29 protein-coding genes are annotated in these 26,543 nt (G+C 67.6%); 15 read left to right on the top strand and 14 right to left on the bottom strand.

Going from position 1 to position 26,543, the window contains the following annotated elements:
* Nucleotides 1-362: 362 nt before the first annotated feature.
* Complete coding sequence (locus AX708_RS20390; RefSeq protein WP_156443353.1) at nucleotides 363-1,376, top strand: hypothetical protein; 1,014 nt, start codon at nucleotides 363-365, stop codon at nucleotides 1,374-1,376.
* Nucleotides 1,377-1,447: 71 nt separating this feature from the next.
* On the opposite strand, the gene AX708_RS07815 is transcribed toward AX708_RS20390, so the two are convergent.
* Nucleotides 1,448-2,233, bottom strand: coding sequence for an enoyl-CoA hydratase (locus AX708_RS07815; protein ID WP_082745515.1), 786 nt, complete (start codon nucleotides 2,231-2,233; stop codon nucleotides 1,448-1,450).
* Nucleotides 2,233-2,916, bottom strand: a complete 684-nt coding sequence (gene ung / locus AX708_RS07810) for a uracil-DNA glycosylase (RefSeq protein WP_066528421.1) — start codon at nucleotides 2,914-2,916, stop codon at nucleotides 2,233-2,235. Before ung ends, AX708_RS07815 begins: the two co-directional genes overlap by 1 nt.
* An 80-nt stretch (nucleotides 2,917-2,996) precedes the next feature.
* On the opposite strand from ung, the gene AX708_RS07805 reads away from it, so the two are divergent.
* From AX708_RS07805 to AX708_RS07790, 4 genes are read left to right on the top strand one after another with little or no spacing between them, the layout of a single operon-like run.
* Nucleotides 2,997-3,617: a ribonuclease D gene (locus tag AX708_RS07805; RefSeq protein WP_066528419.1), complete on the top strand. Its 621-nt coding sequence runs from the start codon at nucleotides 2,997-2,999 to the stop codon at nucleotides 3,615-3,617.
* 37 nt (nucleotides 3,618-3,654) lie between these two features.
* Nucleotides 3,655-4,320 (top strand): LPS export ABC transporter periplasmic protein LptC, encoded by a 666-nt coding sequence (gene lptC / locus AX708_RS07800; RefSeq protein WP_066528414.1) that lies wholly within the window; start codon nucleotides 3,655-3,657, stop codon nucleotides 4,318-4,320.
* Complete coding sequence (locus AX708_RS07795; RefSeq protein ID WP_066528411.1) at nucleotides 4,320-4,910, top strand: LptA/OstA family protein; 591 nt, start codon at nucleotides 4,320-4,322, stop codon at nucleotides 4,908-4,910. Before lptC ends, AX708_RS07795 begins: the two co-directional genes overlap by 1 nt.
* 13 nt (nucleotides 4,911-4,923) lie before the next feature.
* Nucleotides 4,924-5,229 carry a hypothetical protein gene (locus AX708_RS07790; protein ID WP_156443352.1) on the top strand — a complete coding sequence of 102 codons (306 nt, stop codon included), beginning with the start codon at nucleotides 4,924-4,926 and terminating at the stop codon, nucleotides 5,227-5,229.
* Between the two features lie 9 nt (nucleotides 5,230-5,238).
* Here AX708_RS07790 and AX708_RS07785 read toward each other — a convergent pair whose 3' ends face one another.
* The 5 genes from AX708_RS07785 to AX708_RS07765 all read right to left on the bottom strand — a co-directional run bounded on the left by AX708_RS07785 (nucleotide 5,239) and on the right by AX708_RS07765 (nucleotide 11,153).
* On the bottom strand, nucleotides 5,239-6,402 hold the full coding sequence (locus tag AX708_RS07785; protein ID WP_197426013.1) for a sugar transferase: 1,164 nt from the start codon (nucleotides 6,400-6,402) through the stop codon (nucleotides 5,239-5,241).
* A gap of 209 nt (nucleotides 6,403-6,611) precedes the next feature.
* A complete protein-coding gene (holA, locus tag AX708_RS07780; protein ID WP_066528400.1) occupies nucleotides 6,612-7,676 on the bottom strand; it encodes a DNA polymerase III subunit delta in 1,065 nt (354 codons plus the stop codon).
* Nucleotides 7,673-8,185 (bottom strand): LPS assembly lipoprotein LptE, encoded by a 513-nt coding sequence (lptE, locus tag AX708_RS07775; RefSeq protein WP_066528398.1) that lies wholly within the window; start codon nucleotides 8,183-8,185, stop codon nucleotides 7,673-7,675. The genes holA and lptE overlap by 4 nt, the downstream gene beginning before the upstream one ends.
* Complete coding sequence (leuS, locus tag AX708_RS07770) at nucleotides 8,185-10,704, bottom strand: leucine--tRNA ligase (RefSeq protein WP_066528394.1); 2,520 nt, start codon at nucleotides 10,702-10,704, stop codon at nucleotides 8,185-8,187. The genes lptE and leuS overlap by 1 nt, the downstream gene beginning before the upstream one ends.
* Nucleotides 10,705-10,745: 41 nt before the next feature.
* Complete coding sequence (locus tag AX708_RS07765) at nucleotides 10,746-11,153, bottom strand: DUF3576 domain-containing protein (protein WP_066528391.1); 408 nt, start codon at nucleotides 11,151-11,153, stop codon at nucleotides 10,746-10,748.
* A 395-nt stretch (nucleotides 11,154-11,548) separates the two neighbouring features.
* On the opposite strand from AX708_RS07765, the gene AX708_RS07760 reads away from it, so the two are divergent.
* A complete protein-coding gene (locus AX708_RS07760) occupies nucleotides 11,549-12,325 on the top strand; it encodes a hypothetical protein (RefSeq protein WP_066528388.1) in 777 nt (258 codons plus the stop codon).
* On the opposite strand, the gene AX708_RS20385 is transcribed toward AX708_RS07760, so the two are convergent.
* Entirely contained in the window at nucleotides 12,298-12,561 is a 264-nt protein-coding gene (locus AX708_RS20385) for a hypothetical protein (RefSeq protein WP_156443351.1), read from the bottom strand. The genes AX708_RS07760 and AX708_RS20385 overlap by 28 nt on opposite strands.
* A 130-nt stretch (nucleotides 12,562-12,691) precedes the next feature.
* Between AX708_RS20385 and phbB the strand changes: the two genes are divergently transcribed.
* Nucleotides 12,692-13,414 carry an acetoacetyl-CoA reductase gene (gene phbB, locus AX708_RS07755; protein ID WP_066528385.1) on the top strand — a complete coding sequence of 241 codons (723 nt, stop codon included), beginning with the start codon at nucleotides 12,692-12,694 and terminating at the stop codon, nucleotides 13,412-13,414.
* A gap of 189 nt (nucleotides 13,415-13,603) precedes the next feature.
* Complete coding sequence (locus AX708_RS07750) at nucleotides 13,604-14,149, top strand: hypothetical protein (RefSeq protein ID WP_066528381.1); 546 nt, start codon at nucleotides 13,604-13,606, stop codon at nucleotides 14,147-14,149.
* A gap of 4 nt (nucleotides 14,150-14,153) precedes the next feature.
* On the opposite strand, the gene AX708_RS07745 is transcribed toward AX708_RS07750, so the two are convergent.
* On the bottom strand, nucleotides 14,154-14,951 hold the full coding sequence (locus AX708_RS07745) for a DUF4019 domain-containing protein (protein WP_066528378.1): 798 nt from the start codon (nucleotides 14,949-14,951) through the stop codon (nucleotides 14,154-14,156).
* Between the two features lie 137 nt (nucleotides 14,952-15,088).
* Here AX708_RS07745 and AX708_RS07740 point away from each other — a divergent pair, with 137 nt between their 5' ends.
* The gene (locus AX708_RS07740; RefSeq protein ID WP_066528376.1) at nucleotides 15,089-15,679 is read left to right on the top strand and encodes an NADPH-dependent FMN reductase; all 591 of its coding nucleotides are present in this window, start codon (nucleotides 15,089-15,091) and stop codon (nucleotides 15,677-15,679) included.
* On the opposite strand, the gene AX708_RS07735 is transcribed toward AX708_RS07740, so the two are convergent.
* Nucleotides 15,673-16,932 carry an MFS transporter gene (locus AX708_RS07735; protein WP_197426012.1) on the bottom strand — a complete coding sequence of 420 codons (1,260 nt, stop codon included), beginning with the start codon at nucleotides 16,930-16,932 and terminating at the stop codon, nucleotides 15,673-15,675. The genes AX708_RS07740 and AX708_RS07735 overlap by 7 nt on opposite strands.
* Between AX708_RS07735 and AX708_RS20815 the strand changes: the two genes are divergently transcribed.
* Together AX708_RS20815 and AX708_RS07730 are read left to right on the top strand one after the other, a co-directional pair.
* Nucleotides 16,919-17,071: a hypothetical protein gene (locus AX708_RS20815; RefSeq protein ID WP_197426011.1), complete on the top strand. Its 153-nt coding sequence runs from the start codon at nucleotides 16,919-16,921 to the stop codon at nucleotides 17,069-17,071. The two genes, AX708_RS07735 and AX708_RS20815, sit on opposite strands and share 14 nt — an antisense overlap.
* A gap of 8 nt (nucleotides 17,072-17,079) precedes the next feature.
* Nucleotides 17,080-17,367 carry a hypothetical protein gene (locus tag AX708_RS07730; protein ID WP_066528370.1) on the top strand — a complete coding sequence of 96 codons (288 nt, stop codon included), beginning with the start codon at nucleotides 17,080-17,082 and terminating at the stop codon, nucleotides 17,365-17,367.
* Nucleotides 17,368-17,431: 64 nt separating this feature from the next.
* Here the strand turns inward: AX708_RS07730 and AX708_RS07725 are convergent, their stop codons facing one another.
* The 4 genes from AX708_RS07725 to AX708_RS07710 form a co-directional block, all read right to left on the bottom strand.
* Nucleotides 17,432-18,025: a twin-arginine translocation pathway signal protein gene (locus tag AX708_RS07725; RefSeq protein WP_066528369.1), complete on the bottom strand. Its 594-nt coding sequence runs from the start codon at nucleotides 18,023-18,025 to the stop codon at nucleotides 17,432-17,434.
* A 91-nt stretch (nucleotides 18,026-18,116) separates the two neighbouring features.
* Nucleotides 18,117-19,913 carry a long-chain fatty acid--CoA ligase gene (locus AX708_RS07720; RefSeq protein WP_066528428.1) on the bottom strand — a complete coding sequence of 599 codons (1,797 nt, stop codon included), beginning with the start codon at nucleotides 19,911-19,913 and terminating at the stop codon, nucleotides 18,117-18,119.
* A gap of 176 nt (nucleotides 19,914-20,089) precedes the next feature.
* Nucleotides 20,090-21,811 carry a gamma-glutamyltransferase gene (ggt, locus tag AX708_RS07715; RefSeq protein ID WP_066528366.1) on the bottom strand — a complete coding sequence of 574 codons (1,722 nt, stop codon included), beginning with the start codon at nucleotides 21,809-21,811 and terminating at the stop codon, nucleotides 20,090-20,092.
* A gap of 11 nt (nucleotides 21,812-21,822) precedes the next feature.
* Nucleotides 21,823-22,857 (bottom strand): quinone-dependent dihydroorotate dehydrogenase, encoded by a 1,035-nt coding sequence (locus tag AX708_RS07710; RefSeq protein WP_066528364.1) that lies wholly within the window; start codon nucleotides 22,855-22,857, stop codon nucleotides 21,823-21,825.
* Nucleotides 22,858-23,244: 387 nt separating this feature from the next.
* Between AX708_RS07710 and AX708_RS07705 the strand changes: the two genes are divergently transcribed.
* The 4 genes from AX708_RS07705 to AX708_RS07690 all read left to right on the top strand — a co-directional run.
* On the top strand, nucleotides 23,245-24,090 hold the full coding sequence (locus AX708_RS07705) for a helix-turn-helix domain-containing protein (protein ID WP_066528362.1): 846 nt from the start codon (nucleotides 23,245-23,247) through the stop codon (nucleotides 24,088-24,090).
* 83 nt (nucleotides 24,091-24,173) lie between these two features.
* Nucleotides 24,174-24,608, top strand: coding sequence for an SUF system Fe-S cluster assembly regulator (locus tag AX708_RS07700; RefSeq protein WP_066528359.1), 435 nt, complete (start codon nucleotides 24,174-24,176; stop codon nucleotides 24,606-24,608).
* The gene (gene sufB / locus AX708_RS07695; protein ID WP_066528357.1) at nucleotides 24,605-26,086 is read left to right on the top strand and encodes a Fe-S cluster assembly protein SufB; all 1,482 of its coding nucleotides are present in this window, start codon (nucleotides 24,605-24,607) and stop codon (nucleotides 26,084-26,086) included. The genes AX708_RS07700 and sufB overlap by 4 nt, the downstream gene beginning before the upstream one ends.
* A gap of 116 nt (nucleotides 26,087-26,202) precedes the next feature.
* Nucleotides 26,203-26,543 (top strand): endonuclease domain-containing protein (locus tag AX708_RS07690; protein WP_067489890.1); only part of this gene is annotated, 341 nt, incomplete at its 3' end.

The following is a 26,543-nucleotide window of genomic DNA, read 5'->3' as shown; positions in this document are numbered from 1 at the left end:
GGAGCGGGGATTGGGGGGTGAGGCCACGCCACCGGTCAGCGCCGCGCAAAGCGGACAAAGCGGACACCGTGTCCGCCTTGCGTGAACGTTCATTTCTTTGATATATGAGAGGGTTATTCCGTTCCGCGTCAAGCGGACGGACAGGGGGAGAGGGCTTGATCAGCCCCGGCGGTCCTGCGACCACCCTGCCAGCGATGGGAAAGAGCGGCCTGGGTGATAGCGGCCGGGGCGCGTGTAGGAAATGTCCACTTTGGTGGGCTGCCCGCCGAGAGCTGCCGTTCGGCTATCAACCCCCTTGCGGACATTCTGGATCAGCGACAATCTCAGGCTTCGGGCGTTAAGGTGCAACCTTTGAGATATCGATGAGCGCAGATCATCAACTTACAACCACCGAGCTCAGGGCTCACCTAGACGAGCAGGTTGGCTTTCTAGAGCGCTCAGCAGAAGCTTTTGATGCGGGCTTTGACGGCGAAGCCAAGCGGCTTGCTGCAACTCTTCGCGTGTTGCTCCACGATACCGCGCGCTCTCACTCGCTGCTGGGTCAGCTGCAATTGAAATCGCAGCCATTTGTTGACACAGCTTTCCCGCAAAACCCGAAGAATCTCGCCACCACTCACTCGCTCATCGGCGTGCATGTTAACGAGCATGGAGCGCGCTATGTTCCGCTTCTCGATAGCGAAGACCGCGCCTCCCAGAAACTCCCTTTCGACGACTGGTGGTCTGCGGTTGTTTTTATTGATCGGGATGGCAGAGTGCTTACCCGAGAAGATCTCGTGCTCACAGCCGCTAACAAGGATGGGGGCAGCCATGTGGACCCGACTCTTTCTGCTGCCTACGCGGCACTAGATCGCGGAAACTCGCTGGGCTGGCATTCTCACGGCCTAAATGGGACGGTGCCGCTCCGGAGCCCGGAGCGCAGTGCAATTCGTCAGATCGCCCACGAAGTGCTCAAGACACTTGATCCGAACTATGAGCGGAAACTTCAGCCAAATTCTGGGACTGTTGTGGCTAACGTGCAGATTAGCGAGATTGACCCTGCTGATGCTACTAGCTTGTCTGCCGCACCCAACCAAGCACGTCAGCCGGAAATATTTGGCGGCAAGATGCGGTTCTATCCAGAGTCGGGGGAAATCATGTTCCGCAACGACCAGTCGGGCCCTACTATCGCGGGCGCCGACTATTTGTTCGAAACGTTCGTTGACTCGCTTTCGCAGGGTTGCATTAGGGGCATTGTCGGGAGTGCCGCGACCGAACCAATAACTACTCCGGGTCTTCATCAACTTGTTGTGCGCGCTGGCGACGACCAAGTCATGGGCATATTCGGGTCCTTCACGGATGCCGTAATCGACCGCGTGTCGGTGCGTCGGATAATGTAAGGTCCAAGGGCCACATAGTAGAGTCCGCTCCCCACCAACTTCCGGCCATTCGGCCCTCCCGAAAGCAGACGCTACCCCTGCCCGCGCCCGCGTTCCTGCACGGCCATGCGGCGGGCTTCGACCTCTTCCGGGGCGACCGCGCTGTTGGCCGCGGACGAGCGCCGGGCTTCCATGGCGAGCCCCTCGCCGAAGCTGGCCGCATAGCCATCGTCGATCAGGCGCTTGTAGTTCGCGAGGAAGGCGGGGTCGATGGTCGCCATGTCGGCGGCCAGCTTGCGGGCGAGGGGGAGCAGATCCTCGGGCGCGGTCACGTGATTGACGAGGCCCCACGCGTGCGCTGTCTCCGCATCGAGAAAATTGCCGGTGAAGGCGAGTTCCTTCGCGCGGCTGATGCCGATCATGCGGGAGAGCTTCTGCGACAGCCCCCACCCCGGCACGATCCCGACCCGCGCATGGGTATCGGCGAAGCGGGCGTTGGTGCTCGCCACCAGCACGTCGCAGGCGAGCGCGACTTCGAAGCCGCCGGTTATTGCGACGCCATTTATCGCGCCGATCACGGGCTTCGCACAGAGCTCGATGGCCTTGACCGGATTGTCCGCCGGGTCCGTCGCATTGGCGCTGCCGAGCGCGCCTTCTTCGCTGCCCAACTCCTTGAGGTCGAGCCCCGCCGTGAAGGCCCGCTCGCCCGCGCCGGTGAGGATCACCGCGCGCACCGCATCATCCGCATCGACCGCGCGCATCACCTCGGCGAGGCGCTTCCTCAGCGCGCGGTTCAGTGCGTTCATCGCCTGCGGGCGGTTTAGGGTGACGGTCGCCACCGCGCCGTCCACGTCGAGCAGGATCACGTCGTCGCTCATCAAATCCTCCAGTCGATGCTCCCGCGGCCGTTCGCTTCCAGAAAATCGTTGGTCTGGCTGAAGGGGCGCGAGCCGAAGAAGCCGTTGTGCGCCGATAGCGGGCTGGGGTGGGCCGAGGCGACTATCAGATGATGGGAATGGCGCGCGAGAGCGGGGACGCGGCTCGCCTTCTTGCGGGCGTGGCTGCCCCACAGAATGAACACGGTCGGCTCGCTGCGCGCCGCCACCGCCGCCACGCAGGCGTCGGTGATCGCATCCCACCCGCGCCCCGCATGGCTGCCCGCCAGTCCCGCCTCGACCGTCAGCGTGTTGTTGAGCAGCAGCACGCCCTGCCGCGCCCACGGCGTGAGGTCGCCGATGGTCGGACGGGGCAGGCCGAGGTCGGCCTCCAGCTCCTTGTAGATGTTGACGAGGCTCGGCGGTGGCTTCACGCCAGCCTGCACCGAAAACGCCAGCCCATGCGCCTGCCCCGGCCCGTGATAGGGATCCTGACCCAGAATCACGCAGCGCACATCCTCCAGCGCCGTCAGCGCCAGCGCCGCCAGCCGCGTGCCCCGGGGCGGATAGACCTGCTTGCCGGCGGCTTCCTCGGCCTTGAGCCAGCCGCCGAGCTTGCGCGCCTCGGGCGTGGCGAGCACCGGCTCCAGCACGGGCCGCCAGCTTTCGGGGATGGTCTCGGACATGCGCGCAAGGCTAGGCCACCGCGCCCGCGCGCGCCACTCGGCCCTTCCCCTCTTTCCCCAATGCGCGTAGGGCACGGGCCATGGCTGTGCATTTCCACGAAGAAGACCTCCCCGCAGGCGTCCTTGCCGGGACCGCCGCGCTCGCGGTCGATACCGAGACCATGGGCCTCGTCACCCACCGCGACCGGCTGTGCGTGGTGCAGATTTCCGATGGGACGGGCGACGAGCACCTGGTGCGCTTCAATCCGGGCAGCAGCTACGACGCGCCCAACTTGAAGGCGATCCTCGGCGATCCGTCGCGCGAAAAGATCTACCACTTCGCCCGCTTCGATCTCGCCGCGATCCACCACTACCTCGGCGTGATGGCCGGACCGGTGTTCTGCACCAAGATCGCCAGCAAGCTGGTGCGCACCTATACCGACCGGCATGGTCTGAAAAACCTCGTCGAGGAGCTGCTGGGCGAATCGATTTCCAAGCAGCAGCAGTCCTCCGACTGGGGCGGGCCGGTGATCACCGATCCGCAGCGCGATTATGCAGCCTCGGACGTGCGCTACCTCCACCGCCTGCGCGCGGAGCTCGCCACCCGGCTCGAGCGCGAGGGGCGCACCCAGATGGCGCAGGCCTGCTTCGATTTCCTCCCCACCCGCGCGCTGCTCGACATTGCCGGCTGGGCGGAGAACGACATCTTCAGCCACATGTAAGCCAAAGAACAAGGACGCCTCAGGCACACCCGACGTCATGGCCCCCGAGCAAGCCATCGAAACCAATGAGGCCCGCGCGCTGCGCAGCCGGCGGCAGACGCTGGCCGCGCCCGGCGGATCGCACGACCGCATGGTGCGCCTGCTCGCGCGGGTGCTGCCGATGGGCGTGGGGGTGATCGCCGCGCTGATGGTGATTACGCCGCTGAGCCCGCGGGGCGAGGTCAGCTTCCTGCTCGATCGCAACAAGGTCGCCCTGATCGACGAGCGCCTTTCGGTCGACAACGCCATGTATCGCGGGCGCGACAACCAGGGGCGGCCCTTCTCGCTGCTCGCGGGCGAGGCGGTGCAGCGCTCGAGCGCCGAGGGCCTGGTGCGGATGCGGGACCTCGTCGCCCAGTTGCTGCTTGCCGAGGGGCCTGCGCGCCTTGCCGCAGAAGGCGGGATCTACGACATCAACCGGGAGACCGTCCGCGTGAACGGGCCGGTGCGCCTGACGGCGTCGGACGGCTACCGGATGACCGCGAGCGGCGTATCGGTGGACCTCAAGTCGCGCACAATGCGCGGCAATGCCGGGGTCGAGGGCGCGATCCCGGCCGGCACCTTCTCGGCCAACACGCTAAGCGCCGATCTGGGCGCGCGCACGATCACGCTCGAGGGCAATGCCCGCTTCACCATGATTCCCGGCCAGCTGAGGATGCCGTGATGCCTGACACGACCACCACCACTCGCACGCCCCTCGCCCGTCTCGCGCTCGCCTGGGGGATCGGCGGCTTCGCGCTCACTGCCGTGCTGGCCGGAGGAATGCACCTCGCCGCGCAGGGCATCGCCCGCCACGATTCGCGCGCGCCGGTGACCTATGACGCGGGCAAGTTCGTGCTCGACGACAAGGCCAACCAGGCGATTGCCACCGGCGGGGTGATCGTCACTCAGGCGGGCCTCACCGTCCGGTCGGACCGGATGCTGGTGAACTTCACCGACGCCGGGGGCCAGCTCGAGATCCAGCGCATCACCGCCACCGGCGGCGTCGTCATCACCCGCGGCGACGAGCGCGCGAGCGGCGACAATGCGGTCTATGATTTCAATCGCCGGATCATCACCATGGCGGGCAATGTCGCGCTGCGCCGCGGGACCGACACGCTGAACGGCGGGCGGCTGGTGATCGACCTCGACAGCGGCCTCTCGACGGTCGACGGCAGCGCGGCGGGCGGATCGAGCGCCGCGCCGGGAACGCCCTCGGGCCGGGGCCGCGTGACGGGCACCTTCGCCGTGCCGCAGAGCGACAAGAAGAACTAGGGTGCCTGCCGGGATGTGGGTCCTCAACCACACCATCGACCCGCGCACGGGCAGGCCACAGCCGCCGAACGTCTGGCTGTCGCTGCGCCTGACAGCCATCGCCTGCTGGGGCATGGCAGTCTTCCTTGTCTTTGTCGCCGGGATGGACTTCACCCTGCATGGCGCCCGCAACGCTCAAGCCATGTGGCTTACCGGTGCCACCATATTCATGGCTCTGGGCTATGTGCCGCACGCCGTGCTCGGCCAGAAGAAGCGCCTCTACCGTGAGGCTCTGGCAGGCTACGAAGCCGCGCTCGCCAGCGTCACCCTGCCGGGCTGACACACTCGCCTAGAACGCGTTCTTGTGCTGGAGCACCATCACGGTGCGCAGCACGATGCCGATATCGTGCCTGAGCGACCAGCTCGCGATGTATTCGAGGTCCGACTGCAAGCGGTCGGTTAGGTCCTTCTCGTGCTCGGTGGCGCCGCGGTGGCCGCGCACCTGGGCAAGCCCGGTGAGACCCGGCTTGAGGCAGTGGCGCTGCCAGTACTTGCGGTCGATGTCCCAGAAATACTTGTTGTTCGCGCGAGAGCCGAGCGCGTGCGGGCGCGGCCCGACGATCGACATGTCCCCCTTCAGCACGTTCAAGAGCTGCGGCAGCTCGTCGATGCTGGTGCGGCGGATGAAGGCGCCGATGCGGGTGATGCGGTCATCATCGCGCGAGGCGGAGCGGTTGCCGTCGTGATCGAGCTTCTCCTCGCGCATCGAGCGGAACTTGAACATGTCGAAGGCGCGCTTGAGGACGCGCGCACGCAGCGCGAGCGGGCCGGTCGAGACCACGAGCGTGGTACGGTCGAGCGCGTCGTAGCGGTGCACGCCGACCGCGCCCAGCTCGTGCGCGGGTTCGCTGACGATCTCGCCATAGACCCCGGCACACTTGAGCAGGAACGCCCAGTCCTGCCGTCGCTCGCGCGGGCAGCTCACCACCACCTGGTCCTGGTTGCGCAGCAATGTGCCGAGCCGGTCGAGCATAAAAGGATCATGGCTGCTCGGATCAAGGTTGTAATCGGCGGCCGAGACCAGGTCCGCACCAGCAAATGCGAAGCTGGGACCGCCATCGTCGATCACCACCCGGTTGCTCACCCGTCCGCCCCAACGCGCCGCGATGATGATCGCGACAACGCGGCGGATCGCCACCAGCAGCACCGCCGAAAGCGCGAGACCGAGGGTCACCATGCCGCGCGAGAAGACATCGACCGACTTGGTGTAGAAGCCCACAAACAAGATAAGTGCCGCCGAAATCGTCAGCGCGATCAGCGTCTTGCGAGAGGCGAACGTCCAACTGTCGAGCGCCCGGAGGCCGTAGGTGCCGTTATAGAGCGCGATCGTGAAAAACACCGGCAGGATCACCTGCGCGGTGATCATCGCGCGGGATTGGGCCCACACGCCTTCCCAGATCAGCGCCGCCAAGGCGAAGCTGAAATGGATCAGCACCCCGTCAACAAGCAACATTGTGACATAGGCCCGCAGGCGTCGCCGTTCGAGCGAGGGCGCTACCCTGCTTTCGACGGACTTGTGCAGAACCGCATCAAGTACCTTCGGCGAGTGGACATTCATTGACACGGTTCCCCCGAGAGCGCGACCCTCGTCTAAACCCGTATGGTGTATTAACAGTAAATTGGAAAATTTTGCGACTGCGAAATGCAGTTTATCACATTTTGCTACCGCCTCGCGGCAAAACGGCCGATTTCGGCCAATTCCTGCGCCAGCAAAAGCTCGGCGGCCTGGCTGTTGGCGATCAGGTTGCGGTGCAGCGCGGTAAGGCGCGGGATCAGCCGGTCGAGCCGCGTTTCGCGCGTTCCGCGCGCAGCGGCCTGGGTCCAGCGCTTGTATTGCTGGGCGATGTCGCGCTTTTCGCGAAAGAAAATGCCGAGCCGCATTTCGGCGCCCTTGTCGATCTGCTCGAATTGCCCCCTGGGGCCGAGATAGGCGGCGATCTGCGCCAGCTGCGCGGCGCGTCTTTCGAGCGCCAGCGCGACGCCGACCGGGTTGAGGCCGAGCTCGCGCATGCGCCTGACTTCGCCCGCGATTTTCGCGGTCTCGCCGCCCAGCACGGCATTGACCAGCGGGGCGAAGCCGTCCTCCTCGGTCGCAGCGCCGATCGCTGCGTGATCTTCGGGGGTGGCGGGGCGCGGGGCCTGCGGATCGGCGCCCACATAAAGCGCGAGCTTGTCGATCTCCGACTGGGCGAGCCGCACGTCGAGCCCGGCGGCGCGCGCGATTCGCTCGGCCAGATCGCCGCCGAGCCGCAGCCCCGCCGCGTCCGCCATCGCCCGCACCGCTTGCGCGGCGTCCTTCAGTTCAGGCTGGTAGAACATCGCCACCAGCGCATCCTTGCGCTTTTCCAGCAGCTTGGCGGTGCGCGACTTGTCGGTCGCGCCGGTGGCGACGACGATCACCGGAGCCGCTTCGCCCGCGCCGGCCTCGCCTGTCTCGATCAGGATCTGCAGGGCGTCATGCGCCTCATCGCCGCTGGCGCGCACCCAGATGTGGCGCGCGCCGCCGAACAGCGAGGCCGATCGGGCCTCGTCGCCCAGCAAGGCGGGATCGGCCTTGAGCTGCGCGCCGGTGATCTCGATCCGCTCGCCCGGATCGGGGAGCGCGGCGGCAAGGCGCTGCGCGGCGGCGCTGGCCCCTGCCTCGTCCGGCCCGCAGAAAAAGAAGATACGGCAGGACGTGGCCCCGGCCGGAAGGCCGCGCAGGAAATCGGAATTCTTCGCCTTCACGGCTGCGCGGGGCGCGGCGCACCGCCACGCGAGCGGAGCGTCAGTGCGACCTGCGTCGCCATCTGGTCGGCGACTTCGAGCGCGAGGTTCTCGAGCGCCTTCTGCTCGGCGGCGATGGTGGCATATTCGGAGGACACCACGTCGATCCCCGCGTCCGAGCCCGCGGTGGCATCGAGCAGCACCGATCCGGTGGCAAGATCGACCAGCTGGTAGCGCGCGCGCAGGATGCGGCGCTCGCGGCTGATCGTGTCGTCGTTGAGGACACCCAGCGCCTCGAGCGAGTCGTCGAGCCGCACGTCGAGCCGGTATTGCGGCGTCTGCTCCCCGCCGACTCCGAGCCGGGCGTCGAGCGCGTTCTTCACCAGCCACCCGCCGCGGCCCTGAATCGCGGGTACCTCGACCGCGGCGAGCCCCTGCGCCGAGGCCGACTGCACGCCGCCCGCATACATCGGCTTGAGGCCGCAAGCGGAAAGGGCCAGCAGGGCCGCGAGGGCGAGAAAAATCCGCATCAGGTGACGATATTCACCAATCGGTCGGGCACGACAATCACCTTGCGCACCGCAGCGCCATCGAGCGAGCGTTGCAGATTGGCCGAAGCCAGCGCCAGCGCCTCGAGGTCTTCCTTCGAGGCACCCTTGGGCGCGGTGACGGTGTCGCGCAGCTTGCCCATGTGCTGGATCGCGATGGTGACTTCGTCGTCGACCAGCAGCGCGGGATCGACTTCGGGCCAGGATGCATCGGCGATCAGGCCTTCGCCGATCGATTGCCACGCCTCTTCGGCAAGGTGCGGCATCATGGGGGCGGCGAGATGCACCAGCGCGCGGATGGCGGCGGAGCGGCTTGCGGAGGGCGCGGCTTTCTCGGTCGCGCCGGTCAGCTCGTAGATGCGCGCCACGGCCTTGTTGAAGCCCAATGCCTCGATGTCCGAGGCGACCGCAGCGATGGTCTGATGGGTCTTGCGGTCGAGCGCCTTGTCCTCGCCCGTCGCAGCGGCGTCATAGGCGGAGAACAAGCGCCACAACCGCTGGACGAAGCGCGCGCAGCCCTCGATCCCCGCGTCGGACCACGGCAGATCGCGCTCGGGCGGCGAATCGGACAGCATGAACCAGCGCACCGCATCCGCCCCGTGGCGGGCTATGATCGCATCGGGGTCGACGACGTTCTTCTTCGACTTCGACATCTTGATGACGCGGCCGACTTCGACGGGGGCGTTGTCGGCGAGCAGTGTCGCGCCCTCGGAGGTGCGGTCGACCTCCTCGGGGCCGAAGAACACCGGCACGCCGCGCGCGGCATCGATGCGGCTATAAGTCTCGTGCGTCACCATCCCTTGCGTGAACAGCGCCGCGAAGGGCTCCTTCACCTCGGTCTGCCCGATCTGCGCCAGCGCCCGAGTCCAGAAGCGGGCATAGAGCAGGTGCAGGATCGCGTGCTCGATGCCGCCGATATAGTGCTGCACCGGCATCCACTTGGCGACCTCCTCGGGGTCGAAGGGACGGTCGGCGGGCTGGCTGGCGAAGCGCAGGAAATACCACGAGCTGTCGACGAAGGTGTCGAGCGTGTCGGTCTCGCGCCGCGCCGCTGCACCGCACTTGGGGCAATCGACGTGCTTCCAGGTGGGGTGGCGTTCGAGCGGGTTGCCGGGAATGTCGAAGCTGACGTCCTCGGGCAGCACCACCGGAAGCTGGTCCCTGGGCACCGGCACCACGCCGCAGGCATCGCAATGGATGAAGGGGATCGGCGTCCCCCAATAGCGTTGCCGCGAGACGCCCCAGTCGCGCAGCCGCCACACGGTGCGGCCCTCGCCCCAGCCCTCGGCCTCGGCGCGGGCGATGACCGCCTGCTTGGCGTCCTCCACGGTCATCCCGTTGAGGAAGTCGGAGTTGACGATCACCCCGTCGCCCGCCTCGGCCTCGCCCTTGAAGGGCTCGTCGGCGCGCGCGGGATCGGTGGCGACGACGCGCATGATCGGCAGATCGTACTTGGTGGCGAATTCGAAGTCGCGCTGGTCGTGGCCGGGCACGCCCATCACCGCGCCGGTGCCGTATTCCATCAGCACGAAGTTGGCGATGAACACCGGCAGGTCCGCTCCGGTGAACGGATGCTTCGCCATGATGGGGATGCGATAGCCGAGCTTCTCCGCCGTCTCGAGCGCAGCGGCAGTGGTGGCGCCCTTCTTGCACTGGTCGATGAACGCGGCGACCGCCGGATCACCCGCCAGCCCCTGCGCGATCGGGTGATCGGCAGCGATGGCGCAGAAGCTCGCGCCGAAGATCGTGTCGGGACGGGTCGAGTAAACCGCCAGCTTCCCGCCGTCCGACAGATCGAAGCTGAACTCCAGCCCCTGCGACTTGCCGATCCAGTTCTCCTGCATCAGGCGCACCTTCTCGGGCCAGTCCTCGAGGCTCCCGAGGCCCTCCAACAGATCCTCCGCAAAGTCGGTGATCTTGAGGAACCACTGGTTCAATTTGCGCTTCTCGACCTCCGCGCCCGAGCGCCAGCCCCTGCCGTCGATCACCTGCTCGTTCGCCAGAACCGTCATGTCGACCGGGTCCCAGTTGACGGTCGATTCCTTGCGATAGACCAGCCCCGCCTCGAAGAGGTCGAGGAACAGCGCCTGTTCGTGGCCGTAATATTCGGGATCGCAGGTGGCGAATTCGCGCGTCCAGTCGAGCGCAAAGCCGATGCGCTGCAACTGCGCCTTCATCTGCGCGATGTTCTGGCGCGTCCAGCCGCCCGGGTGCACGCCCTTTTCCATCGCGGCGTTCTCAGCCGGCATCCCGAAAGCGTCCCAGCCCATCGGGTGGAGCACCTCGAACCCGCGCATCTTCTGGTAGCGCGCCAGCACGTCGCCCATCGTGTAGTTGCGCACATGGCCCATGTGGATGCGCCCCGAGGGATAGGGGAACATCTCGAGGATGTAGCTCTTGGGCTTGGGGCTGTCCGAATCCGCCGTGAAGGTGCCGGCTTCCGTCCAGGCACGCTGCCAGCGTTCATCGGCGACCGAAGGGTCGAAACGGGTGTCACTCATGCAATGCGGTCCGGTGGAGCGGTGTTACGAAGCGAGCGGTGTTACGAAGCGAGGGCTTGGCGACGCAGGTCGCGGGCCTTGGTGAGGATGATGTCCTCGAGCTTCTGCACCGTCGCCGCCTGCACCGGGGCTTCGACCCAGCTGCCGTTGGTATTGACCTGACGGCTCGCCGCCACCCGCAGCGCGTCGGCGCGCAGGTCCTGGTCGAGGATCGTGATGGTCAGCTTCACCCGCTCGCCGGGGTTGGCCGGATTGGCATACCAATCGGTCACGATCACGCCGCCCGCGCTGTCGGCCTGGAGCAGCGGCGCGAAGCTCACCGTCTCGAGCGCGGCGCGCCAGAGGTAGGCGTTGACCCCGATGGTGTTGAGCTGGGCAGCGGCAAGTTCGGTGCGCGGACGTTCCCTCCCGCCGCAGGCCGCAAGGCCGACCAGCGCGGCGCCGAGCATGGCATAGCCGACAGTGCGGCCGAAAAGGGCGGAAGGAGCGCGTGTCACAGCCGGATCATCCTCAATCTATCGTCTCGGGCCCGCTCTATAGTGGCAAGCCCCCTTGCGGCAAGCACGAAGGCTGTTTTGCCGGGTGCACCGGCCCTTGCGCGCAACAGCGCCCCTCGTGCTTTACCGGGGCTGAATTGCGGGCTTTCTGCAAACGATTCTGTGTGCATGGTGCCACAGGTTGGCGGCGAATCCCGAAGCGGCGCAGCAAGATCATTGCAAGCCGGCGGGCAATGCCTACCAATAGACGCCGAAAGAGACGCGACTCATTCCATGTTAATGTCGCGTCTGCTTGGGGGGTTATCCGGTCATTGCGCCGGGTGAGGCAAAAGGGAACGAGAGCGGCAATGGCACGCAAGATGGACAGAGTGGCGAAGATGGGGGTGCGGGTGCAACGCTCGCTGCCGCTGCTTGCCCTGTCCGGCGCGCTGGCGCTGGCCGTGCCGAGCGCGGGCTTCGCGCTGGCCGGGCAGTTTGCGCCCGCGCAGGCTGCGGCCGGAGCCGGGCTCGAAGCGCTGGGCCTCGGCATGTTCACCCCCGCCTCGGTCGATCCCGAACTCGCTGCCCGCGTAGCCGACAAGGCGCGCGCGCGCGGCGTGCACTTCACCCCCGCCAGCGCCCCGCCGATCACCGGCAAGCGCACCGTGACCGTCGCGGTCCGCGTCGATGACGATACCGTCCGCGCGATTTCGGTGAGGAAGGCGCTCGATGCGGTCCCGGGCCGCGGCACGGCGCTTGCCGGGCTCGATGCGAGCAAGTTCCAGCTCGGCGCGGCGCGCGGTTACAAGAGCTTCGCGCGCACCGTCGACCTGTCGGCGACGGTCCGGAAGATGGCCATGCCCGACCTTGCGCAGTTCGAACCCTCGCGCCCCAAGGCCGAAGACAAGCCCTCCCGCCTGCAGCCGCGGATCGAGCTTGAGGATCGCCAGATTGCCGGCCGTTCGCCCAACACGCTCGATGCGAACGCGCAGAGCGTGGATGTGGGCGGCAGCTTCCGTCTCTCGCCCAACCTCAACGTGACCGCGGGCGTGCGCTACTCGCAGGAGCGCGAGCGGCTCGATCCGCTGACCAATTCGGTGCAGGACAGCCAGGCGGTCTACGTCGGAACCCAGATCAAGTTCTGATCCTGCACCGCCATTCCGCGCTGACGGCCTGCAAATGGCCCGGCTGCGGACTTCCGGTGCTCACGGCCTTCAAGGCCGCTGCGCTCCGGGTTCCGCATCCAGACCATTTTCGGCACGTCATCATCGGAATGTCGGCACAGGATCGGCCGCATCGGAGCCACGCTTTGCGCGGGGCGGTGCAATGGCCGGATGGCCGTTGCACCGATCGGCTTGGCCAGCCGGGCGGTGCGCAGCACCGAACCGGTCTGACGGGCCGCCCCGCTCCTCGCTGCAAGCCCTTCCCAACGCATAGCTATTCCCCGCTTTCCCTAACGGAATGCGCCCGCTAGGTTGCGCGCAAGGGACATCACGAAAGGGGAGAATGCCATGGGCCGGGTAGCCATTGTCACCGGAGGAACGCGCGGAATCGGGGAGGCGATCTGCAAGCGCCTCCAGCGACAGGGCCACACGGTCATCGCCAATTACGCCGGCAACGAGGAGAAGGCGCGGGCCTTCACCGAAGCCACCGGCATCCCGGCTTACCGCTGGGACGTGGGCGATCACGAGGCGACGCTGGCGGGCTGCGCGCAGGTGGAGGCCGAGCATGGCCCGATCGACATCGTCGTCAACAACGCCGGGATCACCCGCGACGGCACGCTCCACAAGATGAGCTTCGAAGACTGGAACGATGTCATGCGCATCAACCTCGGCGGGTGCTTCAACATGGCCAAGGCGACCTTCCCCGGCATGCGCGAGCGCGGGTGGGGGCGGATCGTCAACATCGGCTCGATCAACGGGCAGGCGGGGCAATACGGGCAGGTCAACTACGCCGCCGCCAAGAGCGGCATCCACGGCTTCACCAAGGCGCTCGCGCAGGAAGGCGCCAAGTTCGGGGTGACGGTGAATGCGATCGCGCCGGGCTATATCGACACCGACATGGTCGCCGCCGTGCCCGCGCCGGTGCTGGAAAAGATCGTCGCCAAGATTCCCGTCGGCCGTCTGGGCATGGCCGAGGAGATTGCGCGCGGGGTGGCGTTTTTGACCAGCGAGAACGGGGGCTTCATGACCGGCTCCACGATGAGCATCAACGGCGGGCAGCATATGTACTGAGGCGCGCAGCCGAGTAGCGCAGCTACGAGGCGCCTGCGCGCCGCGCGGCCAGCGGGTCGGCGGCGAAGCCCGCCGAACCCGTCTGACGTCAGCCTGCGGCTTCGCCGCAGGCCCCCTCAGCCCCCTCACCCAATGCCTTTGCCGCAGACCTCTTCCCCGCTAAGCTCCTCACAACAAAGGGGGCACCACATGGCACTATCCGAAGCGCAATCCGACCTCCGCCGCGCCCACGTCAACGGCGGGGCCGGCGTGATCGTCTCCGGCGCCGCTTGGATGGCGGCGGCGACGACGTTCCTCGCCGCCGGGCCCAAGCCCGCCTTCGTCACCCTGTTCGTCGGCGGCCTCGCCATCGCGCCGGTGGCGCAGCTGGTGGGCAAATTCGTGTTCAAGGCCCCGCCGTCCGGCCCCGGCAAGAAGCTCGAATGGATCGCGATCGCGACCGTGCCGGTGCTGCTCGCGGGTTTCTTCTTCGGCTATCTCGGGCTGCCGGAACGACCCTACGCCGCGATCCCGCTGGTCGCCATCGGGGTAGGGCTGCGCTACCTCGCCTTCCCGGTGATGTATGGCGGCGCGGTGTTCCTGGGCCTCGGCGCCGTGTTCATCGCGGCCGGAGCGGCGGGGCTCGCCGCGCCTGAGAGCGTGGCTGCGCCCGCGACGATGGGCCTCGCGCTGATCGAACTCGCGGTCGGCACGGTGCTGGCGCGCCAGTGGCGCGCAGGTCACCCCGCCGTCTGACGCCTCAGTCGATCACGATCCCCGCGACCTTCCACGCGCCGTCCTCCCACGCGAGGCTCACGCTCTCGGTCTGGTTCGTGCCGTTCGCATAGGCCGAGCGGAATTTGACCAGCCGGTAGCCCGCAGGCGGGGCGGGGACGTATTCGTTGCTGGTGATGTCACGGGTCACGAGCGTGCCGAGCGGCGGGCGCAGGCGGGCGGAGACGTCGGTCCATGCCTTCAAGGTGTTGAGGCGGCGGAATTCCGCGCCGGTGGCGGCGTAGCTTTCGGGCCAACGCCCCGCGTCGATCAGCTCGAGGAAGCGCTCGGCCGAGCGGGCGGCGGCTTCGGCCTCGCTGCGGGTGGCGGACGGGGCTTCCGGCCCGGCGAGGGTCTCGGTCACGGCCTCCGGAGCGAGGACGGCGAGGGGCCCTCCCGCGACAAAGGTGCCGGGCAGGAACAGGGCGGCAAGAATCAGCGACATGGCGGTCACTCCCACAAGGATGAAGGCAGGGCGTGTGCCTGCCCACCGCCGGGTGGCGGATGCCATCATCCCTGCCGCCTCGGCCCCTGCGTCCGCATCCCCCAAAGCCTTGTCCCCCAAGGTTTCGGGGGTCTCCGCATCTTCCGCTGCCATCAGCACCCGTGCGGCCTCGCGGCTGCTGGTGACGCCGAGCTTGCGCCGCGCCTCGCGCAGCCTTTCGTTGACGGTGTGGACCGAGAGGCCGAGCGCGCGCGCCGAGGACTTGGCGTCGTGCCCGCGCAGCAACAGCCGCAGGGCGTCCTTCTCCTTCTCGGTCAACGCATCGGGGCCGGTGGTCATGGCCGCTAGGTAGGCCGCCACCCGGCGAGCGGCCACCCCGAATTATTCGTAGGGTCGCGAGGGTCCGGACGTCCGGGCCAGAATCGACAAGCCACCGCGCCCCCGCCCTGCTAGGCTCCCCGCGAGGGAGATGTGCCATGACCGACCGTATCCTTGTCTTCTACGGCTCCTACCGGCGCGACCGGCAGGGGATCCGCCTCGCCGACTACTGCGTGCGCCAGCTTCAGGAGCGCGGAGCGGAGGTGGAACTGATCGATGCGCAGGCGGTGGGCCTGCCGATGCTCGACCGCATGTACAAGGAATACCCGGCGGGCGAGGCCCCCGAGGCGCTGGAGACGCTCGCGGAGAAGATCCGCAAGGCCGACGCCTTCCTGTTCGTGGTCGGCGAATACAACTGGAGCGTGCAGCCGGGCCTCAAGAACCTCACCGACCACTTCCTCGAGGAATGGTTCTGGCGCCCCGCCGCCATCGCCTCCTACTCGGCGGGGCGGCTCGGCGGGGTGCGCGCGGCGCTGGCGTGGCGTGACATCCTCGGCGAGATGGGGATGGTGGTGGTCTCGAGCACGATCGCGGTCGGGCCGGTGCAGGACTCGCTGGACGAAGACGCGCAGCCAAAGGGCGAGGGCGGCAAGGCGCTCGAACGCCAGTTCCCGCGCTTCGCCGACGATTTCGCGTGGTGGACCGCCGCTGCCAGGGCGCAGCGCGAGCGGGCCAAGCCGCCCTACTGAACCGCTGCCTGCGCACCCCGATTGCGCACCTGCGCGCGCAGCAGCCAGATCAGCCCCGCGCACACCGCCGCCATCGCCGCGATGCCGTAGAGCCCGGCCTCGAAACTCCCGGTCCCGTCCTTCAGCGCGCCCCATGCGAAGGGAGTGAAGAAGGCCCCGATCTGGGCAATGGTGTTGATCGCCGCCGCGCCCACCGCCAGCTCGGCCCGGGTCATCACCTCGGGCCAGGCCGAAGACAGCAGCATCTGCACGCTCGGCGCGGCGATGGCGAAGGCGAGGTAGACCGCCACGATCACGAAGGCCGGTCCCCCCAGCGCGATCACCAGCAAGGAGGCTGCGATTACTGCCGTGCACCAAAAGGCGTAGATGAAGCGGTCGCCGCGCCGGTCGGCGATGTGCCCGAGCCACAATATCGTGACCGCACCGATGATCCCGCCCGCCGCCACGGTCCAGCCCACCGCGTCGCGCCCGAGGCCCCCGACAGCGGCGAGCACCATCGGGGCCGAAAGCGTGAAGGTGATGTTCGCGCCGATCAGCAGGAAACTGAGCGCGCCGTTGAGCTGCACCTTGGGATTGCGCAGCGCGGCGAGGACGTTGTGGCCCGGCGGGTCGCCGATCTGCTGCTGCTCGCGCGCCAGTTCGCCCTCGATCCAGTCGCGCTCCTTGGGAGTGAGCCAGCGAACGGTCGCGGGCCGGTCGGGCAGAAAGGCGAGCACCACGAAGCCCACCAGCACCGTCGGCAGGCCTTGCGCGAGGAACAGCCATTGCCACCCCGCCAGCCCCGCCAGCCCCTCGAGATCGAGCAGCCAGCCCGACACCGCCCCCATGACCAGCGAGGCAAGCGGGACGGCGATGAAAAAGCGGCTTACCGCGCGGCTGCGGTGGCAGGGCGGAAACCAGCTCGAGAAGTAGTAGATCACCCCCGGGTAGAACCCCGCCTCGGCCACGCCCAGCAGGAAGCGCAGGACATAGAAGGTTTCGGCATTGGTCACGAACATCATGCCCGCCGAGAGCAGCCCCCAGGTCACCATGATCCGCGCGATCCACTGGCGCGCGCCGTAGCGCACCAGCAGCAGGTTCGAGGGGATCTCGAACAGCGCATAGCCGAGGAAGAACAGCCCGCCGCCGAGCCCGTAAACCGTCGCGCTGAAGCCGAGGTCGGCGTTCATGTCGGCGGCCGCGAAGCTGACGTTGACGCGGTCCATATAGGCAAAGAGGTAGGCGACGAGGATCAGCGGAATGATCCGCCACATGGCCTTCCTCATCGCCGAAGCCCCGATGGCCGCCTGCTCGCTGTCCCCTGCCGCCATCGCCTGTCCCCCCGGGACGGGAGGCTACCCTGCGCGGGCGGCAGGGGTCAACGGCTTGCGCGGGGCAGCGACCGGTGCATAGTGCAGGCGATGCCAATCGAAATCACCTCCCGCCCGCTGGGCGAGGCGCCCGAGTGGGTCAGGGATCAGTGGATCGGCCTCGTGCTTCCCACGCAGGACCGTGCGCCGCGGCGGGTGAGGGGCTATGGCGTCCTCTCTGCGCCGCGCTCGGTGGTGACGGACATCCTGCGCCAATGGCTCGGGCGGACCGAGCAGCACGAGGGCTATCTGGTCCCTGCGGCCGAGGCGATTGCGATCCTCGAGACCCGCTCGCCCGAGGCTGCGGCGTGGTGGCGGACGAATGTCCCGCAGCTTTAGCGGGGGCGCGGGTTGCTGTTCGATTCCGGCTGCTGCCGGTTGCTGGACGGGGCGCTCTAGCCGCTCAGCTACCCTTGCCCGCAGCGACCAGCGCGTCCCATTGCTCCCAGGCAATCGCGCGGCCGGGATAGGCGACGTTTCTGAACGGCCAGTCGCGGGCGATCCATTCTTGCGTCCACGCGTAAAGCTCGGCGTCGAAGCCCGCTTCGTATTCGGCCGCCGTCACCCACAGCAGCACCTGCGCATCGTGGCCGGGGACTTTACTCGGATAGACATAGACACAGCCGCGCTCGCGGGTGCCGTCGGGGGTGAGGACGGCGTAGGCGAAGGATTCGCGCCGCGCGAAACGCCCCGCCTCGGTCTCCATGTCGGCGACTGCGTCCTTGAGCGTCAGCCCCTCGTGCGGCCAGCTGGCCGTGCGGGTGAACGTCTTCTGCAAGTGCGCGATCGAGGACATGTAGGCGCGGTAATCGATCTCGGTGAGCGCCGGGCCCAAGGGCACGAGCCTGAAGCCGGGCTCTTCGACCAGTGTCGGCACCACGAAGTCGGAGGCGATCCACGGGGCTTGCTCGACTGCGGGCGTCTCGGCCGAGGCAGCGACGGGCAGCGCGCCGCAAAGCGTGAGCGTCAACACGAGTGCCGCCGTCCAGACCTTCATGCCGCCGTCTCCTTGCCGAATTGCCGCTGGTCTATCCGGCCCGCCACTGCGGTGCCATGCGTCATCCGGCCAGCAAGGGCGCACCGAGCGCTCAGCCGCGGTAGAGCCCGTCGATCCGCTCCTGATAGCGCTCGCGGATCTTGTGACGCCGGATCTTCATGCTCGGCGTCATTTCCTCGTTCTCGATGGTGAAGGCCTCGTCGGCGAAGGCGAACTGGCGGACCTTCTCGATCACCGAGAGATCGGCATTGGTCCGGTCGACCGCCGCGCGCACCGCGTTCTTGAAGGCGGGGAGCTGCTGGAGCGCGGCGAGATCGAACTTCTCGCCGTTCGCCCGCGCCCATTCCAGCGCCCATTCGGCATCGGGCACGATCAGGCCGACCACGTAAGGCCGCTTGTCCCCGCTCACCATCGCCTGGGCAATCTCGGGCTGGAGCGTCAGCATCCCCTCGACCTTCTGGGGGGCGATATTGTCGCCCTTGTCGTTGACGATCATGTCCTTCTTGCGGTCGGTGATCTTGATCCGGCCCTTGTGATCGAGGTGCCCGATGTCGCCGGTGTGGAGCCAGCCGTCCTGCAGGGTGCGCGCGGTCTCGGCGTCGTTGCGCCAGTAGCCGTGCATGACCAGCTCGCCGCGCACCAGGATTTCGCCATCCTCGGCGATCCGCACCTCGACCCCGCGCATCGCCGGGCCCACGGTGTCCATCTTGAGGCCGACCTTGGGCCGGTTGCAGCTGATCACCGGCCCGGCCTCGGTCTGGCCGTAGCCCTGGAGCATGGTGAGGCCCATCGCCTCGAAGAAATTGCCGACTTCGGGGTTAAGCGGCGCTCCGCCTGAGACCATCGCCTTGATCCGCCCGCCGAAGCGCTGGCGGATCTTGGGCCGCAGGGTCTTCTCGACCAGGAAGTCCATCGGCCGGTCACGCAGGCGCTTCTTGCCGTCGCGACTGTTCGCGGCGATCTTGAGCGCGTTGTCCATCATGAAGTTCGCGACTTTGCCCTGTTTCTCGACCTGCTTCATGATCCGCGTGCGCAGCACTTCGAACAGGCGCGGGACAACGACCATGATGGTGGGGCGCGTCTCCTCGATGTTGGAGGCGAGCTTTTCGAGCCCCTCGGAATAGAAGATCTCCGCGCCCACCCCGATGGGCAGATATTGCCCGCCGGTGTGCTCATAGGCGTGCGAGAGCGGCAGGAAGGAGAGGAAGCGTTCGTCCTTGATGCCGAAGTCGGAGAGCAGGATCTCGGCCGCGCCCGCGACGTTGCACAGGATCGCGCCATGGTGCTGCATCACCCCGCGCGGCGCGCCGCCGGTGCCGCTGGTGTAGATGAGGCAGGCGGTGTCCTCGCGGGCGATCCCGGCGATGCGCGCGTCGACCGCGGCGCGCGCGGCGGCGGCGTCCCCGGTGACGAGGCTCGCCCAGTCGTGATATTCGAAGCTACCCGATTGCTGGCGCTTCAAATTCTCGAAGCCGATCACGTGCTCGACAAGGCCCGTCTGCCCGATCGCGCCCACCAGCGGGGCGAGCAGCTTCTCGTTCGAGACGAACACCGCCCGCGCGCCCGAATTGTCGAGGATGTGGGCGTGATCGCGGCGGGTGTTGGTGGTGTAGGTGGGCACGGTGATGCACCCGGCAGCCATGACCGCGAGGTCGGCGATGCACCACTCGGGCCGGTTCTCGGAGACCAGCGCGACGCGGTCACCATCGGCAAGGCCCATGGCGCGCAGCGCCTCGGCCATCAGGCACACCTGCTCGGCCGCCGAGCGCCAGGTCTGCGTCACCCACCGGCCGCCGGTCTTGTGGCCGAGGAACTGCGCGTCGCCCTTCTCGTCGGCGCGCTTCAGGAACAGCGCGACGAGGTTCTGCGCGTTATCGATGTCCTGCAAGACCTGCGGGTCCGCGGGGTTGGCGACCGCGCGGGCAGAGTGGGGCAGCGTGGGGGAATGCACTGGCAAAGGCTCCTGGTCCCTTCGGAATATCTCGTTCGGGGTAGAGGCGCGACCCCGTGCTCCCTCTAGTTAGAGGGTGTCAGCCGTAGCGGCAAGCACCAGCAACCGGCTTGTCAGGGGGTGACGACGCTGACGAGGCGCGGCTCGGTCGCCACTTCCCAGCTGCCGTCGGCGCGGCGGCCCAGCGCGTTGGCCTTGATCGGCGCCGCCCCCGCGCGGATGCCCTTGTGGCCGAGCGCAGCGAGCTGCTCCTGCATGGCGGCGAGCACGGTGCCCTCCTCGATCAGCAGCGTGTCGCCGAAGGCCATCGCGAAGGGCAGGGCGAGCGCCTCCTGCGCGCCGAGCTTGAAGTCGAGCACGCCGATGATCCCGCGCGCGACGGTGACCGGGATCGTCGGCCCGCCCGCCGCGCCGATCACCAGCACCACCTTGCCGGCCTCGTCATAGACGATGGTCGGCGCCATCGACGAGCGCGGGCGCTTGCCGCCCTCGACCCGGTTGGCGACCGGCTTGCCGCCTTCCTCGGGCGTCAGGGTGAAGTCGGTGAGTTCGTTGTTGAGGTAGAAGCCGCGGAAATGCAGCCCCGATCCGAAGGCGCCCTCGATGGTCGAGGTGTAGCTGACCGCGGTCCCGTCCGCGTCAACCACGGCGAAGTGGGTGGTGCCGTTCTCGGGCTCCTCCGGCCCGTCCCCGCGCGCGAGCGGCGCGCCGGGGGGCACCCCGGCTTCGGGCTTGGCGATGGTGGTCGCGGGGTCGATCAGCGCCGAACGCCGGGCGAGATAGGCGCGGTCGACCAGACCCTCGGTGGGCACCTCGATGAAATCGCTGTCGCCCGCATAGAGCTCGCGGTCGGCGTAGGCGAGGCGCTGGCTCTCGATGAACAGGTGCCAGAACACCGGGCTGTCGGGGCCCAATGCGGCGAGATCGAAGCGCTCGAGCTGGCCGAGCATCTGCACCACCGCGATCCCGCCCGAAGACGGCGGGCCCATGCCGCAAATCCGGTAGACGCGATATTTGCCGCAGACGGGTGCGCGTTCCTTCGCCGCGTAGCCCGCAACGTCGGCGGCGGTCATCCTGCCATCCTGCGGGGTGGCGGCGGCGACGTGTTCGGCGAGGGCGGCGGCAGAAGCGGGGCCATAGAAGGCTTGCGGGCCTTTCGCTGCGAGCGTGCGGAAGGTGGCGGCGAGTTCGGGCACCTTGACGGTCGCGCCGACCGGCAGCGGCTCGCCATCCGCGCCGAAGAACACCGCCTTGGCGCTTCGCGCTTTGTCGGCCCGGCCCTTGTTGCCCTTGAGCGATTCGTAGAGGCGCCGGTTCATCACGAAGCCGTCCTCGGCGAGCGCGATGGCGGGCGCGAACAGCTTGGCCCAGGGCAGCTTGCCGTGCGCGGCGTGCGCCTTGGCGGCGAGGGCGATGTTGCCCGGCACCCCGACGCTGAGGCCCGAGAAGACCCGCGTCTCGCGGCCCAGCACCTTGCCCTGGGCATCGAGGAAGCGGGTCGGGGTCGCAGCCGCAGGCGCGGTCTCGCGGCCGTCATAGGTGGTGAGCGCGCCGCTTTCCCCGTCGCTCAGCACCATGAATCCGCCGCCACCGATGCCGGAGCTCTGCGGTTCCACGACCGTCAGCGCCAGCATCACCGCGATCGCGGCGTCGGTCGCCGATCCGCCCTGCGCGAGGATCGCCTCGCCCGCCGCGCTCGCGCGCGGATCGGCGCTGCTGACTCCGGCGGGCTGGTAAGGCGTCTCGGAGGCCGCCGGGATGTCGTCGGCTGCGGTGGTGGCGCAGCCAGCGAGGACAAGGGCGAAGGGGGCGGCGAGGGCGAGGAGAATGCGCATGGGCAAGGGTGCTATTCGCTTCCCACCGCTTCGGCAATGCTGGCGAAGCCGTCGCGCCGCATCAGGCCCTCGAGCCCCCGCGCGATCCGCGCGCCGAGGCCGGGGCCTTCGTAGACCATCGCCGAATAGAGTTGCACCAGCGAAGCGCCCGCGCGGATGCGCTCCCACGCGTGCTCGGCGGTGGCGATCCCGCCGACTCCGACCAGCGGGATCGCGCCGCCGGTCGCCTTGCGGAAATCGCGCAAGCGCTGGGTGGCTAGCTTGCGCAGGGGCGCGCCCGACAGGCCTCCCGTCTCCCCCGCATGGCCCGAACGCAGCGCTGGCCGCGAGATCGTGGTGTTCGAGACCACCAGCGCGCCCAGCCGCTTGTCGATGGCGATGCGGGCGATCGCGTCGATATCGGCGGGCTCGAGATCGGGCGCGACCTTGAGGAAGATCGGCGGCGTTGCGCCCGCCTCGTCGCGGGCAGCGGTCACGGCATCCAGCAGGCCGGTGAGCGCGCTCTCGTCCTGCAGCGCGCGCAGGCCCGGGGTGTTGGGGCTGGAGATGTTGACGCACAGGTAGCTGGCGACAGGTGCCATCATCCGCGCCATCATCGCGTAATCGGTGATGCGATCGGCGGAGTCCTTGTTCGCGCCGATATTGACCCCGACGATCCCGGGCCGCCCGGCCCGCGTCTGCAATCGCGCCAGCGCCGCCGCGCCGCCGCCATTGTTGAACCCCATGCGGTTGATCACCGCCTGATCCTCGACCAGTCGGAACAGGCGCGGCTTGGGGTTGCCCGCCTGCGGCAGGGGCGTGATCGAGCCCACCTCGGTGAAGCCGAAACCGAGGCCCAGCAGCGCATCGGGCACCTCGGCGTCCTTGTCGAAGCCCGCCGCAACGCCCACCGGATTGGGAAAGGTCAGGCCCGCCACCTCGACCGCCAGCTTTCCGGCAGGCGCAGGCGCGCGCGCCGGCAGCGCGGCCAGCGCGCGCAAGGCGAAGCGGTGTCCGGTCTCGGAATCGAGCGCGAAGACGGCGGGTCGGATCAGGCGGAACAGCATCCTTGCGCGCCTATGCGAGGGCGGCGCGCGTGTCGAGCCTCCGGGCTGCCGGGTGCAGATTGACGCAGTTTTACAAGCCCCTGAACCCCTCGGGCGCGGTTCCTGTCGCTTGCATACAATCCCGTCCGCGAATCGCGGTTTATTGCGCCGATGCGACCCGAAGGGCTCGGAGCAGCGATGCAATGAGTTCCTCAACTCGATGGGCGGTCTTCCCAATTCGGAGGGCCGCCCTTTTTTATCCGACAATCGATCGAGCCTGACAGCGTGACGTGCTTGCGGCTGGACAAGCCGCGGCAGATTGCGCATTGCTGCCGCCGGGTTGCGCATAAGCAGAACAGGGGGGCCTCCGCTTCGCGGGGGTATCGTGGGTTGCCGTCTCGCACGAAGATGATCGCGCCGCGGGCCGATGCCACGGATCTGGTCCACACCTTCTACACGATCGAAACGGGTGGCGGGCGCATTGAGGAAGCCGTTCCGGCCTATTCGGCACAGCTTCTCGTGATGGTGCGCGGCCGGGTGCATTTCACTTTCGCCGACGGGACCACGGGGACCTCCTCGACCGTGTTCTTCAACGCCCCGCAGATGCGCAGCGCGCGCGCCGTGCTGGAAGGGCCGGTGCTGCAGGTCGGTGCGTCGCTGACCCACGCCGCGTGGCAGCGACTTGCCAATCTGCCCGCCGACGAAGTCCATGACCGGCTGCTCCCGGCCGAAGCGGTGCTGACCGCCGACCAGATTGCCGCGCTCGAGGCCGCCGCCGCCGCTTGCCGGGAGGGACAGATCGCACCCGAGGATCTTTGCACCGTCCTGACCGAAGTGGTCGCTGCCGCGCCCCACAGCCTGCGAGCAGATCATGTCACCGTGGTCGAGGCGATCGGGCGCTGGCTGGCGAGCGGCTTCGACCCCGCGCTCGCCGATCTCTATGCCAGCGTCAGCATGTCGCCGCGGCAGGTCCAGCGCATCTGCCGGCGCTTTTTCGGGGTTCCGCCCGCACAGGTGCTCAAGCGCTTCCGGGCCCTGCGCGCGGCGATGCTGCTCTCGCAGCCGGGGATTGCCAGCGAGACGCGCGACCAGCTGATGGCGACCTTCTTCGACCAGGCCCACCTGATCCGCGACATCCGCCGCTACACCGGGCGCACGCCCTCGCAGTTCCGGCGGCAGTCGCTGGCCGAGGAGCTGCTCGATCCTGCCGCGCATGGCGACGCGGGCACGCCGCTGAAATCCGCAGCCGAATGAGCCTTTCGCGGCTTGTAATGCGAGCAAACTGCTCCTAATTGCCAATTCGGACTGATTCCGTCCGAATTGAGAACCGCTCGCAAATGCGCTTGTCCAACCTTGCCGATTATGCCGTCATCACGATGTGCCAGGCCGCCCTGCACTGCGGCAACGGCCGGGTGAGCGCTGCCGAGCTTGCGATCGAAACCGGCCTTCCGGTGCCGACGGTGCAGAAGCTGGTCTCGAAGCTGACCGCGGCGGGGCTTTTGCGCAGCGTCCGGGGCGCGCATGGGGGCCTCCAGCTCGGGCGCCCGGCGGCGGCGATCACGGTCGCGGATATCGTCGAGGCGATCGAGGGCCGCATCGCGCTCACCGCCTGCATCGATCACACCCCGTGCGATTTCGAGGCCGGGTGCAACATGAAGCCGCACTGGCCGATCATCAACAACGCGCTGCGCGGCGCGCTGACGGGCATCACCCTTGCCCAGCTGCGCGGGCCTGTCGCGGCCCCCACCCTTTCCGAGGACCTTCCGGCATGAGCGAAGAGATCGACATCCAGGACCGTGAAGCGCGCGAGGCCGCCGCCAAGGTCGCCGATTACGAGCATGGCTGGTCGGCCGATATCGACACCGAGTTTGCGCCCAAGGGCCTCTCCGAGGACACCGTCCGCTTCATCAGCGCCAAGAAGAACGAGCCCGAATGGATGCTCGAATGGCGGCTCAAGGCCTTCCGCCTGTGGCAGACGATGGAGGAGCCCGACTGGGCCAAGCTCGGCTATCCCCCGATCGACTACCAGGACGCCTATTACTACGCCGCGCCCAAGAAGAAGGTCGAGCTGGGCAGCCTCGACGAGCTCGATCCCGAGATCAAGCGCGTCTACGACAAGCTCGGCATCCCGCTGGGCGAGCAGGAAGTGCTCGCCGGGGTGAAGGGCGCGAAGAAGGTCGCGGTCGACGCGGTGTTCGATTCCGTCAGCGTCGCCACCAGTTTCCGCGAGGAACTGCTGCGCGCGGGCGTGATCTTCCTCTCGATCTCCGAGGCGATCCGCGAATATCCCGAGCTGGTGAAGCAGTGGCTGGGCCGCGTCGTCCCCACCCGCGACAACTATTTCGCGTGTCTCAATTCGGCGGTCTTCTCCGACGGCACTTTTGTGTACGTCCCCGAAGGCGTGCGCTGCCCGATGGAGCTCAGCACCTATTTCCGTATCAATGCCGAAAACACCGGCCAGTTCGAACGCACGCTGATCATCGCCGACAAGGGCGCCTATGTCAGCTACCTCGAAGGCTGCACCGCGCCGATGCGCGACGAGAACCAGCTTCACGCCGCAGTGGTGGAACTGGTCGCATTGGAAGATGCCGAGATCAAATATTCGACCGTGCAGAACTGGTACCCCGGCAATGCCGAGGGCAAGGGCGGGATCTACAACTTCGTCACCAAGCGCGCACTGTGTCAGGGGGACCGTTCCAAGGTCAGCTGGACGCAGGTCGAAACCGGCTCAGCGGTGACGTGGAAATACCCCTCCTGCGTCCTCAACGGCGAGGATAGCGTGGGCGAGTTCTACTCGGTCGCGGTCACCAACAATTACCAGCAGGCCGACACCGGCACCAAGATGATCCACAACGGCAAGAACAGCCGCTCGACGATCATCTCCAAGGGGATCAGCGCGGGCAAGTCGAACAACACCTACCGCGGCCTTGTGAGGGTCGGCCCGACCGCGAGCGGGGTGCGCAACTTCACCCAGTGCGACAGCCTCTTGCTCGGCGACCAGTGCGGCGCGCACACCGTGCCCTATATCGAGGTGAAGAACCCCAGCGCGCAGATCGAGCACGAGGCGACCACCTCCAAGATCAGCGACGAACAGCTGTTCTACGCGATGCAGCGCGGGCTCGGCGAAGAGGAGGCCGTGGCGCTGATCGTCAACGGCTTTGCCAAGGACGTGCTGAAAGAGCTGCCGATGGAGTTCGCGGTCGAGGCGCAGAAGCTGCTGGCGATTTCGCTTGAGGGGAGTGTGGGGTGAAGCTGACGCCATCCGACATGGCAAAGCGCACAAACTCCCCTCCCCTTCAGGGGAGGGGCCGGGGGTGGGGGCTCTCCGCAAACGCGTTAGCCGAATTGAAGAAGCGCGCTCGGGAAATGCGCAGCAACCCAACTGAACCCGAGAAGCGTCTGTGGCGCGAAGTCTCCGGTAGCCGGTTCGAGGGCTTCAAGTTCCGCCGCCAGGAAGTGATCGGTCGCTGCATCGTCGACTTCTGGTGCCCTTCGGCGCAGCTAGCTGTCGAAGTGGATGGCGACACGCATACCGACCCGGACAAGGATGCGCGGCGTGATGCCTATCTCAAACAGTTCGGTGTGCGGGTGCTGCATGTGGCCAATCCCGATGTGATGGGAAATATTGAAGGGGTGATGTTCGTGATCGGTGAAGCCTTGCGAGAAGCGGGGAGCCCCCACCCCAACCCCTCCCCTGAAGGGGAGGG

This window comes from Erythrobacter sp. CCH5-A1 (assembly GCF_001557115.1).
In the GTDB taxonomy this organism is placed as follows: domain Bacteria; phylum Pseudomonadota; class Alphaproteobacteria; order Sphingomonadales; family Sphingomonadaceae; genus Erythrobacter.
Note: the sequence above shows the minus strand (reverse complement) of the source record. Positions and strands in the feature narration are given on the sequence as shown.